Raw genomic sequence first — 17,061 nt, forward strand, 5'->3', positions numbered from 1 at the left:
CACGACCGACTCGCCCAACAAGGACAACCATGAACTTCTCTCTCCCGGACGAACTCCTGGCGCTGCAGGCCAAGACCCGAGACTTCATTGCGGAACAGGTGATCCCCTTTGAAAACGACCCCCGCCAGGGCGCCCACGGCCCCAGTGACGCCTTGCGCCTGGACCTGCTGGGCCGTGCACGCGATGTGGGCCTGCTGACCCCCCATGCCAGCCGCGAGATGGGCGGCCTGGGGCTGAGCCACGTGGCCAAGGCCATCGTTTTCGAAGAGGCCGGTTACTCGCCCCTGGGCCCGGTGGCGTTGAACATCCATGCCCCGGACGAAGGCAATATTCATTTGATGGACGTGGTCGCCACCGAGGAGCAGAAGGACCGTTGGTTACGGCCTCTGGTCCAGGGTCATGCACGCTCTTGCTTCGCCATGACCGAGCCGGCGCCGGGCTCGGGCTCCGATCCGTCGATGCTGCGCACGACCGCCACCCGCGACGGTGACGACTACGTGATCAATGGCCGCAAATGGCTGATCACCGGTGCCGAGGGGGCCGACTTCGCCATCGTCATGGCGCGCATGGAGGACGGCACGGCCACCATGTTCCTCACCGACATGCAGCGTGAGGGCATCGTCCATGAGCGTCAGCTGGATTCATTGGACCGCTGCTTCACCGGCGGGCACGGCCAACTGCGCTTCGACAACCTGCGGGTGCCGGCGAGTGATGTACTGGGTGAGATCGGCAAGGGCTTTCGCTACGCCCAGGTGCGCCTTGCGCCCGCGCGCCTGACCCACTGCATGCGCTGGCTCGGTGCCGCGCGTCGTGCTCACGACATCGCCTGCGACTATGCGCGCACTCGTGACGCCTTTGGCAAGCCGCTAGGCGAGCACCAGGGCGTGGGCTTCATGCTGGCCGACAACCAGATGGACCTGCATGTGGTGCGCCTGGCGGTCTGGCACTGCGCCTGGGTGCTTGACCAGGGCCAGCGGGGCAATGTCGATTCGAGCATGGCCAAGGTGATCAGCTCCGAGGCGCTGTGGCGGGTCGTTGATCGCTGCATGCAGGTACTGGGCGGGCGCGGGGTGACCGGCGACACGGTGGTGGAGCGCATCTTCCGTGACATCCGTCCGTTCCGCATCTACGACGGCCCGAGCGAAGTGCACCGGATGAGCCTGGCGAAGAAGCTGCTCGGCCAGCGCCCGGGGAGCCACTGATGCAGCCCGACCTGGTTCGACTGTTTTCCCTCGACGGTCGTCGCGCCCTGGTGACCGGCGCCTCCAGTGGCCTGGGCCGACACTTCGCCATGACCCTGGCCGCCGCCGGTGCCGAGGTGGTGGTGACTGCCCGGCGCCAGGCGCCGCTGCAGGAGTTGGTGGAGGCCATCGAGGGGGCGGGGGGACGCGCCCGTGCCTTCGCCCTCGATGTGACCTGCCGCGAGGATATCTGCCGGGTGCTCGATGCCGCGGGCCCGCTGGATGTGCTGGTCAACAACGCCGGGGTGAGCGACAGCCAACCCTTGCTGGCCTGCGACGATGACAGCTGGGATCGCGTGCTCGATACCAACCTCAAGGGCGCCTGGGCCGTAGCCCAGGAAAGCGCCCGGCGCATGGTCGCGGCAGGGAAGGGGGGCAGCCTGATCAACGTCACCTCGATCCTCGCCAGCCGTGTGGCCGGCGCCGTTGGCCCATATCTCGCGGCCAAGGCCGGCCTGGCTCACCTGACCCGGGCCATGGCCCTGGAGCTGGCGCGCCATGGCATACGGGTGAACGCTCTGGCGCCGGGCTATGTGATGACCGACCTGAACGAGGCCTTCCTGTCCGGCGAAGCGGGGCAGAAGTTGCGTGCGCGTATTCCCAGTCGGCGTTTCAACCAGCCGGCGGACCTCGACGGGGCCTTGCTGCTGCTCGCCAGCGACGCCGGACGTGGCATGAGCGGTAGTGAGATCGTGGTCGATGGCGGCCATCAGTGCAGCAGCCTGTAGGCGCCGCGGTGACTGGCCCTGCGGCGCCGGCGTTCGCCGTGCTGCAGGGGCGGTCAAGACAATAAGAAATAGGAGATGGATATGTGCGTGCAACCCCTGGACTGCCCATGGACGAGGTACCTGGCATGATGACGCCGAGCTTCGAACACGAACTGGCCCCCAATGCGGCCAACCATGTGCCGCTGTCGCCACTGTCGTTTCTCAAGCGCGCTGCGCAGGTCTACCCGCAGCGCGACGCGGTGGTCTATGGCGACCGCCGCTACAGCTACCAGCAGCTGCATCAGCGCAGTTGCGCCCTGGCCAGTGCCCTTGAGCGGGTCGGCGTACAGCCGGGCGAGCGGGTGGCGATCCTGGCGCCGAACATCCCCGAGATGCTGGAGGCGCACTATGGCGTACCCGGCGCCGGGGCGGTCCTGGTGTGCATCAATATCCGCCTGGAGGCACGCAGCATCGCGTTCATCCTGCGTCACTGCGAAGCCAGGGTACTGATCTGCGACCGTGAGTTCGGCGCCGTGGTCCACCAGGCGCTGGCAATGCTGGAGACGCCGCCCTTGCTGGTGGGCATCGACGATGCCCAGGCCGAGGGCGGCGACCCGGTAGCTGATCTGGATTACGAGTGTTTCCTGGCCCAGGGCGACGTCAACCGGCCGCTGAGCGCGCCGCGCAACGAATGGCAATCCATCGCCATCAACTACACCTCCGGTACCACCGGCGATCCCAAGGGCGTGGTCCTGCACCACCGCGGCGCCTACCTCAATGCCTGCGCTGGTGCCCTGATCTTCCAGCTGGGGCCGCGCAGCGTCTATTTGTGGACCTTGCCGATGTTCCATTGCAACGGCTGGAGCCACACCTGGGCGGTAACCCTGTCGGGTGGCACTCATGTGTGTCTGCGCAAGGTGCAGCCGGAAGCGATCCATGCGGCGATCGCTGCGCATGGCGTAACCCACCTGAGCGCTGCGCCGGTGGTGATGTCGATGCTGATCCATGCCAAGCATGCCAGTGCGCCTGGCGGGCCGGTGTCGGTCATTACCGGCGGCGCCGCGCCCCCCAGCGCAGTGATTGCCGCCATGGAGGCGCTCGGCTTCAGCATCACCCATGCCTACGGCATGACCGAAAGCTACGGCCCCAGCACGCTGTGCCTGTGGCAGCCGGGCGTCGACGAGCTGCCGCTGGAGGACCGGGCCCGGTTCATGAGCCGCCAGGGCGTGGCCCACCCGATGCTGGAGGAAGCCACTGTGCTGGACGCCGACACTGGCCAGCCGGTTCCTGCTGACGGAACCACCTTGGGCGAACTAGTGGTGCGCGGCAACACGGTGATGAAAGGCTACCTGCATAACCCAGAGGCGACTCGCAGCGCCCTGGCCGACGGTTGGCTGCACACGGGGGACCTGGCCGTGTTGCATCCGGACGGTTATGTGGAAATCAAGGACCGGAGCAAGGACATCATCATTTCCGGAGGCGAGAACATCAGCTCGCTAGAAATCGAAGAGGTGCTCTATCAGCACCCCGGGGTGATCGAGGCCGCTGTGGTGGCGCGCCCGGATGCGCGCTGGGGCGAGACCCCCCAGGCCTTCGTCACCCTGCGCGCCGATGCCGAGGCCACTATCACGGGTGACGATCTGATTCTCTGGTGCCGTGAGCGCCTGGCGCATTTCAAGGCACCACGGCATGTGTCGCTGGCAGAGCTGCCCAAGACCGCTACCGGCAAGATCCAGAAGTTTGTCCTGCGCGAGTGGGCCCGGCAACAGGCAGCGGAAACCGCGGGCCACGCAGGCTGATCGAGCTGCGCAGCTTCACCTGCTGTCGCTCGACATGCAGCGACCGACCGGAAGGGTGATGCGTGGTCACCCTTCCGGCCAGCCGCCAGGCCAGTCGAGTCTGCTGGATCATCGTGAGGAAGGGCTTCACATCATCCGCCATAATTTAGGCAAGCCGTGCACCTGTCAGTGACCAGAAGTCGTGAGCCGAACCTTCAATGATGACGTCTTCCATTCAGGGTACAGCGTTACTAGGTTTTGACGACTTCGCCATCGCGCAAGGTCTTGAGCCTCGTGCGCTGAAGGCTGAGGTTTCTCTCTGCCTGGGTGACCTCGACACAGCGATCGAAACCCGGCAGTTCAATCAGCTGCTGGAGTTGTGCGCGCAACGTTCGGGCAATGGCCTGTTCGCGCTGCAGTTCGGCCTGGAGCACGGCATGCGGGGTATGGGGAGCCTGCTGCATGCCATTCATGGCGCGCGCACCGTCGGCGAGGTCGTGCACTCGCTGAGCCGGCATTCCCATGTGCTCGGTACTGCGGTGCAGTTTCGTATCGAACGACATGCCGGCAGCGCACGGCTGCTCTACCAAGTTACCGATGCCGATATTCCCTGCGTACGGCAGACCGTGGAGTGGGCCATGGGCATGAGTGCGCAACTCATGCAAAGCCTGCTCAAGCACCTTTGGCGCCCCCATGCCTTGCTCCTGCAGCATGGCGCGGTTATGGCACCGGCTGCCTACCGGTGCCTGCTGGGTGTGACGCCGCGCTTCTCCAGCCTAGAGAACGCCTGGGTCTTCGCCCCCTCTCTCCTGGATACACGGCTCGCCGTACAGGATGAGCGGTTCATGCAACTGACGCGGCAGCTTCAGGAGGAGTTGGCGGACATCAGCTTGCAGTCGCTACCCATCCACGTTCAAAGGCTCATTCGCAACCGGATGCCCCATGGGCGCGTCACGGTGGAGCAGATTGCCATGGACCTGAATGTCAGCCCACGCAGCCTGCAGCGCTACCTGCTGACACAGGGCACGAGTTTCCAGGCGCTGCTGGACAAGACACGCCAGACGGTGGCCACACGCCTGATCCGTGATGCGTCGATCAGCCTGACGCAGGTGGCGGATTTGCTGGGGTATACCCAGCTCGGTGCGTTCTCTAGGGCGTTCAGTCGCTGGCATGGCGTCAGTCCGCAACAATGGAAACGCCAATTGCACCAGGCGCCTGCGCTCGCCCCGAACGCTAAGTGCCCCGCGTCGCAACCGCCATCCGCAGAGGCGTGACCAGCATGGCGACCGTTCCTTTCGTTCGGGCGATTAGCCTTACCGGGTTCCATGCGTTCGCTGCGGCGCAGGGACTCGATCCCGTACAGATGCTCAGGCACATAGGTTTGCCGAGCCACAGCGTGCAACACGAGGACGACCTTTTTCCCTACCAGCAATATTGCGCCTTGCTGGAGGCCTGCAGCCTGCATTCAGGGGATGCGCTGTTCGGCCTGAAATATGGGTTGTTTCAGGCCCCCGGCGTCTTTGGCGATCTGCTCTACCTGCTGCGCAATACGCGCACGGTCGGCGAGGCGTTGCTGGAGTTACGCAACCATTACGATCTTTACAACGGTGCCGCCGAGGTAGGGCTGGACAACCAAGACGGGTTGGTCACCCTCAGCTATCACGTTCGTCAGTCGAACGTGCCCGGCGTGCGCCAGGCAGAGGAGCTGGCCTGTGCGGTGGGTATTCAATTGATGCGTGCGCTGGTGGGGGAGCGCTGGTTGCCCCAAGCGATACTGCTGAGGCACCCGGCCAGCACGGACACGGTCCTTTATGCGCAGGCCCTGGGCATGACGCCAATCTTCGGTGCGCACTGTCTGGCCATGGTGTTCGAGCCGTCGATCCTGGACCGGCCCAATGCCGCCTCCGACGAGGCATTACATCAGGTGGTCGCGAGGCGAATGCAGCGCTTGGAGCCGCTCTCCTGCGACAATCTGTCCGACCAGATCAAGCAGTTGTTGCATCAACTGCTGCCAGTCGGGCGGGCAACGGCGGAGAAGGTGGCCAGTATCATGGCATTGACCCCGAACGAGTTGCGTCAGCTCATGGAACACGAAGGCCTGTCTTTCCAGCAACTGCTGGATGAGGTCCGGCAGTGCATGGCTCAATCGTACCTTGCCAAGCCGTCGGTCAACATTGGCGAGCTGGCCGCAATGCTCGGCTATTCCGACGCCAGCGGATTTTGCCGCGCCTTTCATCGCTGGTTCCACATGAGCCCGTTGAACTGGCAGAAAACTCAGGGCATCAAGCGCCAGCCGCGTCTACTGGGGCGAGGGCGCACGCACCTGTAGTCAGGCCTGGATGGCGTTGAGGGAATGAGGTGTCGGGCCTTGCGCGTTAATGGCCCCGGAAAACATCTCCTATGCTCGCGACCGGGTGCACTGTGCGAACTACTTGATTCGCTACGGAAGGCTTCGTGGGGTAGACCGCTGTCAAGAAAAGGGTGAGCGCCAAACCTACCAGTAGAAAAGCCAAAGCACGCATACGAACCTCCAGACTTATTTTTGTAATTGCCGTCGAGTCTGGTCCGTGGCGCCTGTAGAGACTTGATAAAGCGCGCCATAAAATATTCCTTTATGAGGCAGCCCAAGCAGGCGCCAGCTTTCACGCCCTGGCTGGGGGAGTCGATTGGCGGACCTGGAAAGCCCCGTGATGACGGGGCGGGTCAGCGCCGGCTAACGCTAGGGTTTCGAGGGGAGGGCCGCTGCAGCGAACGCCTGGGTGGTGGCCGCGATGTCCTGGTCGCCGTAACCCATCGACGTTGCACGCTGAGCCACCTGGCACACGGCGTCGAACACCGGCGTCCAGGCACCGGCTGCCTGCATGGCCTGGCCAATCTCTGCGAAGGCACTGGCGTGCACGTCGAGCCTTGCCTGGTCACCCGCGAAATCCTGCTGCTCCAGGCGCCGCACGGCTTCCTCGAGCGCATCGGCGACGAAGAAACGCGACGTGTCGAGAATCAGTCGGGCCATCTTGGCAGCGGGCATGCCAAACGCCTGGCTCGCGCCCACGGCTTCGTAGAACGCCACCATCGCGGCAAACGAATGGGCATGCAGCAGGGCGGCGAACGCGTACGTTTCCTCCCAGGGCAGGAACAGGGTATGGCCGGCCAGCACTTGCAGCAGTGCGCGATGCTGCTCGAAGGCTTCCCGTTCGCCGGTATGGATGCAGTAGCTTTCGGCGTGGCCGATGTTGCGCGGGTAGGCCACGATCATGCCCTTGACGTAGTGACCGTCCGCACGGTTGACGAGCGCCTGAAGCGCCATGCTCTCTTTCTGGGACTCGGTGGTGTAATTGACGATCGTGCGGTTGGCCAGTGCAAGGTTCACCTCGGCAGATTCCACAACCTCGAGTACCGCCGCGTTGTCCAGAAGCACCAGGATGGTGACTGGGCTCGCCGCCAGCGCGGCGTGTGCACTGTCGCAGAGGTGGGCGCCGGCAGCCACGAGCGCTTGCGCCTTGTCGGGTGAGCGATTCCAGACCGCTACGCGTTTGCCTTGCTTGAGCAGCGCTTGCGCCATGATCGTGCCCATGGCCCCAAGCCCCACGACGGATACGTCAAAGCCTGAACAGGCATCAACTGGGTTATGCATGATTCAACACTCCTGGCTCTTGTTTTGTTTACAGAAGGTTCTGTGACCGGGCCCAGTCCGTCGTGTCACTCAGCGCCCGATCAAATGCGCTGAAGATCGCCTCGAGGTCGTCTTGCGTGGTGATCAACGGCGGACAGAAGGCGATCGTGTCGTAGATGGCGCGAATGATCAGCCCGTGCTTGTGAGCCTGTTTGAACAGGTAACCTCCCAACACCCCGGGCTGGGCGAACGGTTGGCCGGTGGCCTTGTTGGCCACCAGCTCGATAGAGCCCACCAGCCCGACACCTCGGACATCGCCTACCAGGGGGTGGTCGGCGAATACGCGCAGACGGCGCTGGAACTCAGGGGCCAGGCGCTGGACATGGCCCACTAGGTCGCGCTCCTCGATGATGCGGATGTTTTCCAGCGCCACGGCGGTGGCGACGGGATGGCCCGTACAGGTCAGGCCATGGGCGAAGGCCCCTAGGCGCTGGCTCTGGCCGACCAGGACGTCTTGAATGGCATCGGAAACCACAAGGGCCGCCAGCGGTTGATAGGACGAGGTGAGCTGCTTGGAGAGCACCAGGATATCGGGCTGGATGTCGTACAGCTGGGAGCCGAACATCGTGCCTAGCCTGCCGAAGCCGGTGACGATTTCGTCGATCACCACGAGGATGTCGTAGCGTTTGCACACCGCCTGGATCGCCGCCCAATAGCCCTGTGGCGGAGGGATCACGCCGCCCGCCGCGATCAGCGGTTCGCCGATGAAGGCAGCGATGGTTTCCGGTCCCTCGGCCAGGATGTAGCGCTCCAGCTCATCCGCCAGGCGTGCCGAAAAGGCCTCTTCCGTTTCTCCGGGCCGGGCAAATCGGTAGGCGTTCGGGCAGGTCAGGTGATGAACCGGGATGGCGGGCAGATCGAAGTCGCGATGAATCGACGGGATGCCGGTCAGGCTGGCGGAGGCCACTGTAGTGCCGTGGTACGCCTGCTGACGGGAGATGAACTTCTTCTTGTGCGGTTTGCCCAGCGCGTTGTTCACGTACCAGACCATCTTCACCATCGAGTCGTTGGCCTCGGAGCCCGAGTTGGTGAAGAACACATGGTTCAGATCACCGGGCGCCAGCTCGGCCAGTTTGGCGGCGAGCGCCGCCGCCGGTGCATTGGTCTTGTGGCTGAAGCTGTGATAGTAGGGCAGCTGTTTGAACTGCTCGATGGCGGCGTCGACCAGCCGCTGTTCACTGAACCCCAGGGCAACACTCCACAAGCCCGACATGGCTTCGATATAGGCGTTGCCCTGGTCATCGAAGACCCGCACGCCGTCCCCGCCGGTGATCACGAAAGGGCCTGTCTCACGGTGTTGCGCCAGGTTGGTGTAGGGGTGGATCAGCGAAGACAGATCGTTCTGCACGGTCGAATTGACGTTGCTCATTGGCGTGATTTCCTGCCACGGACGGATTGTCTGCTGCATGCGATGAGCCTGCGTGCGACCAGTATCGCTACAGGCCGCACGCAGGTTTATGCAGTTACTGGCTCAGTGCCGCAGCGACCGATTCGCCGAACGCCTTGAGGCCCTGTTCGAGCTGGTCGGTCGGGGTGTTCACCGGCGGCATCAGCTTGATGATTTCGCCATTCGGGCCGCAGCGGTCGACCAGCACCCCCGCCTGCAGCACACGCTGCTGGGCATCCTTGGCGAAGGCCACGTTGCCGCGGCCGAAGTCGATGCCGGCGATCATGCCGCGGCAGCGCGCGGACGCTACGCCTGGAATCTCGGCGTAGCCGGCAACCGCGCGTTCCATGGCCGCGCAGTTGTCGGCGAGCAGCTTCAGGAACGGCTCGTCGCGCCAGTAACCGAGCGCGATCTGGGCCGTCAGGAACGCCAGCTGGTTGCCACGGAAGGTGCCGATGTGATCGCCGGGTTGCCACACATCCAGTTCGGCGCGAATCAACACGATGGCCATCGGCAGGCCAAAGCCGCCGATCGATTTCGCACAGGTGATCAGGTCCGGCACAATCCCGGAGCGCTCGAAGCCGAAGAAGTTGCCGGTCCGACCACAGCCCGCCTGGATCTCATCGCAGATGAGCAGCACGCCATGATCGGAGGTCCACTTGCGCAGCCGCTGCAGCCAGTCGTTGGAGGCTGGGTAGACGCCCGCCTGGATCTGCACGGACTCCACGATCACCGCGGCGGGGATTTCCGAACCGCTGCCTTGGTCGTTGGCCAGACGTTCGAGGAAACCGATGCTGTCGAATTGGCCGTAGGGGCTGTCTTCATACGGCACGAACACCACGTCGCTGGACAGCCCCGGGCCTCGGCGAGTGCGGTTGCCAGTGACGGCCAGCGCGCCGGCCGTCATGCCGTGGTAGGCGCCATAGAACGAGACGACCTTGGTGCGCCCCGTCACCTTACGTGCCAGTTTCAATGCCGCTTCGACAGCATCGGCACCAGTCGGGCCGGTGAACTGAACCTTGTAGTCCCAGCCGCGTGGCTTGAACAGGTCTCGCTCAATCGACTCCAGGAACTGGCGCTTGGTAGTGGTGTGCAGGTCGAGGGCGTGGGTCACGCCGTTGGATGACAGGTACCCGATCAGGGCATCACGCATGCGCGGGTTGTTATGGCCGTAGTTCAGGGCGCCGGCGCCGGCGAAGAAGTCCAGGTATTCGCGGCCATCCTCGCCGCGGATCTTGCTGCCTTGGGCGGTATCGAACACCAGCGGCAAGTCACGGCAGTACATCCGCACGTTGGACTCGAGCCTCTCAAACGTCTCGATATTGTTCATGCATAACCTCTTGAAGTTGTCTGGACAGCTGTTTGTCGTGGGGGCTCGGTGTGCGCTCAGTGCTTGAACATCACGTGGCGCACCACCGTGTAGTCTTCGAGGGCATACATGGACAGGTCCTTGCCGTACCCGGACAGCTTCACCCCGCCGTGGGGCATCTCGCTCACCAGCATGAAGTGGGTGTTTACCCAGGTGCAGCCGTATTGCAGGCGAGCGGCCAAGCGATGGGCGCGCCCCACATCGGAGGTCCACACCGAAGAGGCCAGGCCGTAGTCGGATTCATTGGCATACGCCAGGGCTTGGGCTTCGTCCTCGAACGATGAAACTGTGACCACTGGGCCGAAGATTTCCCGGCACACGACTTCATCCTCCTGCGTGGTGCCGGCCAGGACGGTCGGTTCGAAGAAGAACCCGTTCCCTGTCACCCGTTTGCCACCGGTGACGACCTCGATATGAGGTTGCTCCTTGGCACGGTTGACGAAGCCCTCGACACGCTCCAAGTGCTCTTTGGTGATCAGCGGGCCCATCTCGGTCGCCGGGTCATCTTGCAGCCCGCATTTGATGCTGGAGACGGCTTCGCCGAGTTTGCGAACGAACTCCGGGTAGACCGCCTTCTGCACATAGAGGCGGCACGCGGCGGTGCAGTCCTGGCCGGCGTTGTAGAAGCCGAAGGCGCGGATGCCTTCGACGGCGGCGTCGATGTCGGCATCATCGAAGATCAGGACGGGCGCTTTGCCACCCAACTCCATGTGCATCCGTTTCACGCTGTCGGCGGTGTCTTCGATGATCCGGCTGCCGGTACGCACGGAGCCGGTCAACGACACCATGCGCACCTGAGAGTGGCTGGTCAGCGGTTCGCCCACCGTCGCGCCTCGGCCATGAACAATGTTGACTACACCGGCAGGGAAAATCTTGGCGAGCAACTCGCCCAGTTTCAGGGTGCTCATCGGGGTGTGTTCCGATGGTTTCAGCACAACGGTGTTCCCACCGGCCAATGCCGGGCCAAGTTTCCACGCGGCCATCAGCAAGGGGTAGTTCCATGGTGCTATGGAGGCGACCACGCCTACTGGGTCGCGGCGGATCATCGAGGTGTGGTCCGGGATGTATTCGCCTGCCGCCGAGCCCTGCAGGTTGCGAACGGCGCCGGCAAAGAAGCGGAATACGTCCGATACGGCTGGCAGTTCGTCCTGCAGCACGGCTGTGTAGGGCTTGCCGCAGTTGTCCGCCTCCAGGCGAGCGAACACCGGCGCTAGGGCATCGATGCCGTCGGCGAGCTTGAGCAGCAGAGCCGAGCGGTCCTTGGGCGGCGTTTGCGACCAGGCTTCGAAAGCCGCATCCGCGCTTTGCACTGCGGTATGGACCTGGGCACGGCTGGCCTCGGTAGTCTGTACCAGGACACTGCCCAGGGACGGGTTGTACACGGCCAGGCTTTCACCTTCGCCAGCTACGAGGGCACCATTGATCAGAAGTTTGGTTTGCATATCGATTCTCGCCATTGAACGGCAAGGTCAGGGCCTTGCCTGTGGTTGTTGTCAGAGCATTCGATTGGAAGGAAGCCACTACACCAGTGCGTCAGGTACTGGATTGCGGAAGAAGCTGGTCCTGCAGGCGAGATAAACCGCACCTAGGGCGAGCCAGCCACAGCCCATGATCAGTGCGTCTTTATCCAGGCTGACGAGCATCCACGCTGCTGTGGTCAGACCGATGAGAGGGAAGAGCACTCCGCGCAGCAAGCCGGCCCCATCCTTGGTGTATGCGTCGAAGGTGAGTCGCAACGCGCAAAGGTTGACGGCGGTGAAGGCGAGAAAAGCGCCGAAATTGACCAGGGAAGTCGCGGTGGCGATCGTCAAGCCAAAACCGGCGGTACCGAAGACACCGCAGAGCAGGATGTTGAAGGCGGGGGTCTTGTAGCGAGGGTGCAGGACGCCGAACAGTTTGCGCGGTAGTTGGTTATCCCGACCCAGGGCGTACAGCAACCGGCCCACGCTGGCCTGGAACGACATCCCCGCGGCGAAGTGGGCGATGATGATTCCCGCCAGGACCACGGCGAAGAACAGGTCGCCGCCGATCATGCGGGCGATCTCGAACGCGGCGCCGTCCACAAACTCGAACGTGGGGGAGGGATGCGCCAGGTACATGAAGTACGAGGAGCCCACGTAGACTGAACCGCCGATCAATGCGACCAGCAGAATGGCACGTGGCAGCGTCCGGCCCGGGTCTCGGGTTTCCTCGCTGAGCGTGGACAGCGCGTCAAAGCCCAGAAACGAGTAGGCGGCAATGGCGGCACCGGCCATGCTGGTGGCGAAGGGCACTTCATGATTGAAGAACGGCTTGGCTGACAGAAGCCCGCCAGGGCCGTTGACCGCAACGATGTAGTGCACGCACAGGCCAATGAACACGACGATGATGATCAGTTGCGCGACCATCAGTAACACGTTGAAGCGGTTGGCGACCTGGATGCCGAGGACATTGAGCAGCGAGGTAGAGACGATGAACCCGATGATCCACACCCACTGTGGCACCTCTGGGAAGGCCATGCTGAGGTAGCTGGCGCCGAGCAGCCAGATCAGCATCGGGATGAAGAAGTAGTCGAGCAGGGCGGCCCAGCCCACCATGAACCCGAGGTTCGCGCTCAGCATCTTGCGGGTATAGGTGTAGGCCGAACCGGCTGCCGGGAACACCTTGACCAGTCGGCCGTAGCTCAAGGCCGTGAACACCACGCCGGTTGCCGCGATCAGGTAGGCCATCGCCGTGGTGTTCCCACTGGCTTGCGTGATCACTCCATAGGTGCCGAAGACGATCAGCGGGGCCAGAAATGCCAGGCCGAACAACAGCACGGAAAACGGGCCTAGGGTGCGTCTCAACGAGGCGCCAGAGTTTGACTCACTCATGATAGGCACCTCTCACGCGACGAAGTTGTAAGCGGTGGTGATGATGTCGTGGTAGGCCTGCACGGACATTTCCTTGGCATTGCTGGCATCGGAAAAGTTCTTCTTCGACTTTTCGGCAATGGTCAGGAAGTCTTCTTCGCGCACACCTTTGACTTCAGCGAAGCAGGGGATCCCCAGGTCCTTGCTCATCTGGAACAGATGGCCGACAGCGGCCTCGGCGGCGTCGGTCGGCGAAAGTGTGGGATCGATCCCCAGCGCATAGGCAACCTGGGCGTGGCGGACGATGTCGGCGTCGCGGTTGTGGCCGAATACGAAGGGCAGGAAGATCGCGTTACCCACACCGTGCGGCGTGTCGTACATGCCGCCAATCGATTCGGAAATACAGTGCACACTGCCGACGTCAGCGTTGCCGAAGGCCATGCCAGCGATCAGGCTCGCCACCAGCATCTGCTCCCGTGCCTGCTGATTGTCAGGCTCAAGAACGGCCCCTTTGAGATGCTGGCTGATCAGACGGATGGCATGCAGCGCCAGGCCGTCGCTGATCGGGTTCGACACGCGACAGGTGTAGGCTTCGATGGCGTGGGTCAGGGCATCCATGCCGGTCGCGGCGGCAATCGACGCGGGCAGGGTATCGAGGATTCGGGAGTCAAGCAGAGCCAGTACTGGCCCGACCCGGTAATCATGGACGCTCATCTTGAAATGACGGGCGGTGTCGGTGATCACCGAGAAGCAGGTCACTTCGCTGCCGGTGCCCGCGGTGGTCGGGATTGCGACGATGGGCGGTATGGTGTGTTTGAGCTTGAACGACCCTTCGTAGTCCTCTATACGGCCGTCGTGAGTGAGTAGCAGGCTGATGGCCTTGGCCGCATCCATCGCGCTGCCGCCGCCAACCGCCAGCAAGCCATCTATGCCTTTGCCCCGATACTGCTGCGCGATTTGATTGATGTCTTCACTGCGAGGGTTGGCCTTAATGTCCGACACTTCCTCGAAGGAGATGCCAGCCTTCTCCAGGCTGGCGTAGACGCTGTCCAGCAGGCCGGCTGCCTTCACCCCGGGATCGGTCACGATCAGGATGCGGCTCAGGCCAAGTGCCCGCAGATGCTCACCGGTGCGCTCGCGCAGGCCGGGTTCCATGACGACTTTACTGGGGAGTAAGAACTTGAATTCCATACATACCTCTTGCTCGATTGTTGTGGTTGTCGAAAGGGCAGTGGAGGAGCACCCGCGCGAGTTCGTCTTGGCGGCTCGGGCGCTTGGAGTACGGCTTGACGGTTTCAACAAGCCGGAATCTTGTTGTTCTGTGTCCTGCGAAAGGTGCTGCGAGAAGCCTCTGGTTGAATAAAAAAAGGGGCGGCAAGCTGCACGCCCCAAAAGGGAAGCTGACTAGCGCATGTGCCCCGAGAGAAGCGACAGCAACGTGCCTGATAGGCATTTCGGGAGGTCATGACCCATCCCTGGCAGCAATACCAGGCTCGCTCCAGGAATCGCGGCGGAGGTGGCGAAGCCCCCATTGGTCGCGACCATGAGGTCCTTGTCCCCATGAATGACCAACGTGCTGCAACGGATACGCTGGAGCTCCTGGGTGCGGTCGCCCGAGTTGATGATTGCGCCGATCTGCCTTGCCGTGCCTAGGTTGCTGGCCTGGCCGCCGCCTCGTTCCCAGGCTTGCGTGGCGTAGTCGCGCAACGCTTGCTCGTCCCACTCGAGTGTCGAGCCGATCACTCGCATTATGTCCAGGTAGTCGCGAACGCTTTCCTGCTGATTGCGCGGGGGGCGGCGCAGGAGCTTGAGGAGGGCCTTGGGCGCTGGCTGGCCTACGCGCAGTGAACCGGTTGTGGAGAAGATGGACGTGAGGGTCCTGATGCGCTCGGGGTAACGAGCCGCGAGCGTCTGGGCGATCATGCCACCCATGGACATTCCCACGACATGTGCGGTTGCCAGTTTCAAACCATTCATGAGCCCGACGACGTCGCTGGCCATGTCACCCAGGTCATAGCCGGGGGTCTTCTTGCGAAAGAACTGCTGCATGACCGAGGGAGGTGTCACCTCGGTAAAGAAGGACCCGCCCGAGTCACGGTTGTCCAAGGTGATGACGCGCAGTCCCTGCTCAACCAACCCGGCTATAAGTCGTTGCGGCCAGTAGGTCAGCTGCAGCCCCAGACCGACGATAAGCAGCACCGCCGGTGCGTCTTCGTGGCCGTGGCTGCGATAGCAGATCCTGCGGTCGCCAGGCAGCTCGCAGAAGCGATCGGTGCTCATCCGCGGCCACCTTGTTGCTGTAGCTCGACCTTTGCGCGCAAGGGCGCGCCAGGTACGGAGGTGAACGCGAGGCACTTGTCAGCTACTGCGCCGCGGCGCAGGAGTTTGACATCGCGGAAGTAGTCCATCGACATCACCCAGGGCTCGCTAGGCCCTTGGCGCGGCATGCTGTCCAGCGCGCGTTGCACGTAGCCGGCACCGAAGTCCAGCAGAGGGCGGGTCTCGATGCCCTCTGGCGCCTTGGGTTCGCAGACGTTGTAGCCGTTGCTATCCATGAAGCCCAACAAGCGACAGAAGTGGTCGCACAGCAGGCACACTTTCAAGGTCCAGGAGGAGTTGGTGTAGCCCACTGCGAACGCGAAGTTGGGTACGCCGGAGAGCATCGTGCCTTTGTAAGCCAGGGTGTCGCTCAGCACCACCGGCTTATCGTCCTTGTACAGGCTGATGCCACCGAACATCTGCACATTCAGCCCCGTGGCTGTAATCACGATATCGGCTTCCAGCACCTTGCCAGATTTCAGCAAAATGCCGGACTCGGTGAACCGCTCGATATGGTCGGTGACGATCTCAGCTTTACCTGCGCTGATGGCCTTGAACAGATCGCCTTCTGGCACCGTGCACAAACGCTGGTCCCAGGGGTTGTAGGGCGGGTTGAAATGCACGTCGACCGGATAGTCTTTCGGTAGCTCCTTGCGAGTCAGCCAAAGGAGCAGTTTGCGAGAAAGCTTGGGGAAGCGCTGGCAGAACGCCCAGAAGGCCAGGGTGATCTTGGCATTCTTATAGCGCGTCAGAGAGTAGGCGGTTTGCGCAGGCAGAATCCTGCGGAGAAACGCCGCAATCGAATCATTGGCGGGCTGGTTGATGATGTAGGAGGGCGTACGCTGCAGCATGGTGATGCTGGAGACTTTGTCCGCCATGGCCGGAATCAGAGTCACGGCTGTTGCGCCGCTGCCGATGACTACGACGCGCTTGCCCGTGTAGTCCAGGTTCTCTGGCCAGTGTTGCGGATGGACGATCTGTCCCTTGAACTCTTCGGTTCCCTCGAAGCGGGGGCTGAACCCTTGGTCGTACCGATAATAACCGCCCGCGCTGAACAGCCAGCGGCATTCGACTGTGCGGATCTGCCCCGTGTGGCCATCATCCACGTGGACTGCCCACAAACCTCTGTCGGTTTGCCAGTTCGCCGAGACGACTTTCTGCTTGTACTGGATCAAGGACTCCAGTTCATATTCGTCGATGGCTTCACGTAGATATTCGAGAATATCTGCGGCATCTGCCAGGGACTTCGCCTTGGTCCAGGGCTTGAAGTCGAAGCCGAAGGTGTACAGATCGGAGTCGGAGCGGATGCCGGGATAGCGGAACAGGTCCCAGGTGCCACCCATGTGCTCACGGGACTCGAGAATCGCAAAGGTCTTGGTTGGTTGGTGGCGACGCAAATAGGCTGCCGCGCCGATGCCAGACACACCGGCTCCCATGATCAAAATGTCGAGTGGCTCAACCGGAAGAGCAGTGTGCGAGGACATATCGCCTCCTATTGTTGTGTTATAGAGACTGATCATATGACTTGATCATTTGACTATAATAGAGGCGGCAAACTGTGTGGGGCAAGGTGCAAAATGCACCGTGCAACTATCGTTTTGGGATGATTTGCATCACTTCTGTCTGCGTATCGCTGTCCGATGAGCTATCGCGATGGCGTGACAGTCAGAAAGGTAGTGCGAGGAGGAGAGGGGGCATGATCCGGGGGGGGGTTATGCCTTGAGCCAGGTGATGCAGGGAGAAAATTCGAGTCGTTATA

At 62.6% G+C, this 17,061-nt stretch carries 13 protein-coding genes; 5 read left to right on the forward strand and 8 right to left on the reverse strand.

Annotated elements, in window-relative coordinates; genetic code table 11:
- Window positions 1-29: 29 nt before the first annotated feature.
- The 5 genes from IP89_RS12725 to IP89_RS12745 all read left to right on the forward strand — a co-directional run bounded on the left by IP89_RS12725 (window position 30) and on the right by IP89_RS12745 (window position 6,055).
- Entirely contained in the window at window positions 30-1,202 is a 1,173-nt protein-coding gene (locus IP89_RS12725; protein ID WP_043309916.1) for an acyl-CoA dehydrogenase family protein, read from the forward strand.
- On the forward strand, window positions 1,202-1,969 hold the full coding sequence (locus IP89_RS12730) for an SDR family NAD(P)-dependent oxidoreductase (protein ID WP_043309917.1): 768 nt from the start codon (window positions 1,202-1,204) through the stop codon (window positions 1,967-1,969). The genes IP89_RS12725 and IP89_RS12730 overlap by 1 nt, the downstream gene beginning before the upstream one ends.
- Window positions 1,970-2,094: 125 nt before the next feature.
- On the forward strand, window positions 2,095-3,747 hold the full coding sequence (locus IP89_RS12735) for an acyl-CoA synthetase (RefSeq protein ID WP_043309970.1): 1,653 nt from the start codon (window positions 2,095-2,097) through the stop codon (window positions 3,745-3,747).
- 197 nt (window positions 3,748-3,944) lie between these two features.
- Window positions 3,945-5,000 (forward strand): AraC family transcriptional regulator, encoded by a 1,056-nt coding sequence (locus IP89_RS12740; protein ID WP_256203142.1) that lies wholly within the window; start codon window positions 3,945-3,947, stop codon window positions 4,998-5,000.
- Between the two features lie 5 nt (window positions 5,001-5,005).
- The gene (locus tag IP89_RS12745) at window positions 5,006-6,055 is read left to right on the forward strand and encodes an AraC family transcriptional regulator (RefSeq protein ID WP_043309972.1); all 1,050 of its coding nucleotides are present in this window, start codon (window positions 5,006-5,008) and stop codon (window positions 6,053-6,055) included.
- A 390-nt stretch (window positions 6,056-6,445) separates the two neighbouring features.
- On the opposite strand, the gene IP89_RS12750 is transcribed toward IP89_RS12745, so the two are convergent.
- The 8 genes from IP89_RS12750 to IP89_RS12785 form a co-directional block, all read right to left on the reverse strand.
- On the reverse strand, window positions 6,446-7,357 hold the full coding sequence (locus tag IP89_RS12750) for an NAD(P)-dependent oxidoreductase (protein ID WP_043309918.1): 912 nt from the start codon (window positions 7,355-7,357) through the stop codon (window positions 6,446-6,448).
- Between the two features lie 28 nt (window positions 7,358-7,385).
- Window positions 7,386-8,765: an aspartate aminotransferase family protein gene (locus tag IP89_RS12755; protein WP_043309919.1), complete on the reverse strand. Its 1,380-nt coding sequence runs from the start codon at window positions 8,763-8,765 to the stop codon at window positions 7,386-7,388.
- A 94-nt stretch (window positions 8,766-8,859) separates the two neighbouring features.
- Complete coding sequence (locus IP89_RS12760) at window positions 8,860-10,113, reverse strand: aspartate aminotransferase family protein (protein ID WP_043309920.1); 1,254 nt, start codon at window positions 10,111-10,113, stop codon at window positions 8,860-8,862.
- A gap of 56 nt (window positions 10,114-10,169) precedes the next feature.
- Window positions 10,170-11,594 carry a gamma-aminobutyraldehyde dehydrogenase gene (locus IP89_RS12765; protein WP_043309921.1) on the reverse strand — a complete coding sequence of 475 codons (1,425 nt, stop codon included), beginning with the start codon at window positions 11,592-11,594 and terminating at the stop codon, window positions 10,170-10,172.
- 78 nt (window positions 11,595-11,672) lie between these two features.
- Entirely contained in the window at window positions 11,673-13,004 is a 1,332-nt protein-coding gene (locus tag IP89_RS12770; RefSeq protein ID WP_043309922.1) for an APC family permease, read from the reverse strand.
- 12 nt (window positions 13,005-13,016) lie between these two features.
- A complete protein-coding gene (locus IP89_RS12775; RefSeq protein WP_043309923.1) occupies window positions 13,017-14,174 on the reverse strand; it encodes an iron-containing alcohol dehydrogenase in 1,158 nt (385 codons plus the stop codon).
- 213 nt (window positions 14,175-14,387) lie between these two features.
- A complete protein-coding gene (locus tag IP89_RS12780) occupies window positions 14,388-15,263 on the reverse strand; it encodes an alpha/beta fold hydrolase (RefSeq protein ID WP_043309924.1) in 876 nt (291 codons plus the stop codon).
- The gene (locus tag IP89_RS12785; RefSeq protein WP_043309925.1) at window positions 15,260-16,786 is read right to left on the reverse strand and encodes an NAD(P)/FAD-dependent oxidoreductase; all 1,527 of its coding nucleotides are present in this window, start codon (window positions 16,784-16,786) and stop codon (window positions 15,260-15,262) included. The genes IP89_RS12780 and IP89_RS12785 overlap by 4 nt, the downstream gene beginning before the upstream one ends.
- Between the last annotated feature and the right edge of the window lie 275 nt (window positions 16,787-17,061).

The sequence above is a fragment of the Pseudomonas sp. ML96 genome, from assembly GCF_000761545.1.
Lineage (GTDB): Bacteria > Pseudomonadota > Gammaproteobacteria > Pseudomonadales > Pseudomonadaceae > Aquipseudomonas.

Excerpts from the sequence above, each read along its gene's own strand:
- IP89_RS12740 (WP_256203142.1), top strand. The coding sequence starts at position 3,945 with ATGATGACGTCTTCCATTCAGGGTACAGCGTTACTAGGTTTTGACGAC.
- IP89_RS12765 (WP_043309921.1), bottom strand. The coding sequence starts at position 11,594 with ATGCAAACCAAACTTCTGATCAATGGTGCCCTCGTAGCTGGCGAAGGT.
- IP89_RS12785 (WP_043309925.1), bottom strand. The coding sequence starts at position 16,786 with ATGTCCTCGCACACTGCTCTTCCGGTTGAGCCACTCGACATTTTGATC.
- IP89_RS12760 (WP_043309920.1), bottom strand. The coding sequence starts at position 10,113 with ATGAACAATATCGAGACGTTTGAGAGGCTCGAGTCCAACGTGCGGATG.
- IP89_RS12770 (WP_043309922.1), bottom strand. The coding sequence starts at position 13,004 with ATGAGTGAGTCAAACTCTGGCGCCTCGTTGAGACGCACCCTAGGCCCG.
- IP89_RS12775 (WP_043309923.1), bottom strand. The coding sequence starts at position 14,174 with ATGGAATTCAAGTTCTTACTCCCCAGTAAAGTCGTCATGGAACCCGGC.
- IP89_RS12755 (WP_043309919.1), bottom strand. The coding sequence starts at position 8,765 with ATGAGCAACGTCAATTCGACCGTGCAGAACGATCTGTCTTCGCTGATC.
- IP89_RS12730 (WP_043309917.1), top strand. The coding sequence starts at position 1,202 with ATGCAGCCCGACCTGGTTCGACTGTTTTCCCTCGACGGTCGTCGCGCC.
- IP89_RS12750 (WP_043309918.1), bottom strand. The coding sequence starts at position 7,357 with ATGCATAACCCAGTTGATGCCTGTTCAGGCTTTGACGTATCCGTCGTG.
- IP89_RS12780 (WP_043309924.1), bottom strand. The coding sequence starts at position 15,263 with ATGAGCACCGATCGCTTCTGCGAGCTGCCTGGCGACCGCAGGATCTGC.
- IP89_RS12735 (WP_043309970.1), top strand. The coding sequence starts at position 2,095 with ATGATGACGCCGAGCTTCGAACACGAACTGGCCCCCAATGCGGCCAAC.
- IP89_RS12745 (WP_043309972.1), top strand. The coding sequence starts at position 5,006 with ATGGCGACCGTTCCTTTCGTTCGGGCGATTAGCCTTACCGGGTTCCAT.
- IP89_RS12725 (WP_043309916.1), top strand. The coding sequence starts at position 30 with ATGAACTTCTCTCTCCCGGACGAACTCCTGGCGCTGCAGGCCAAGACC.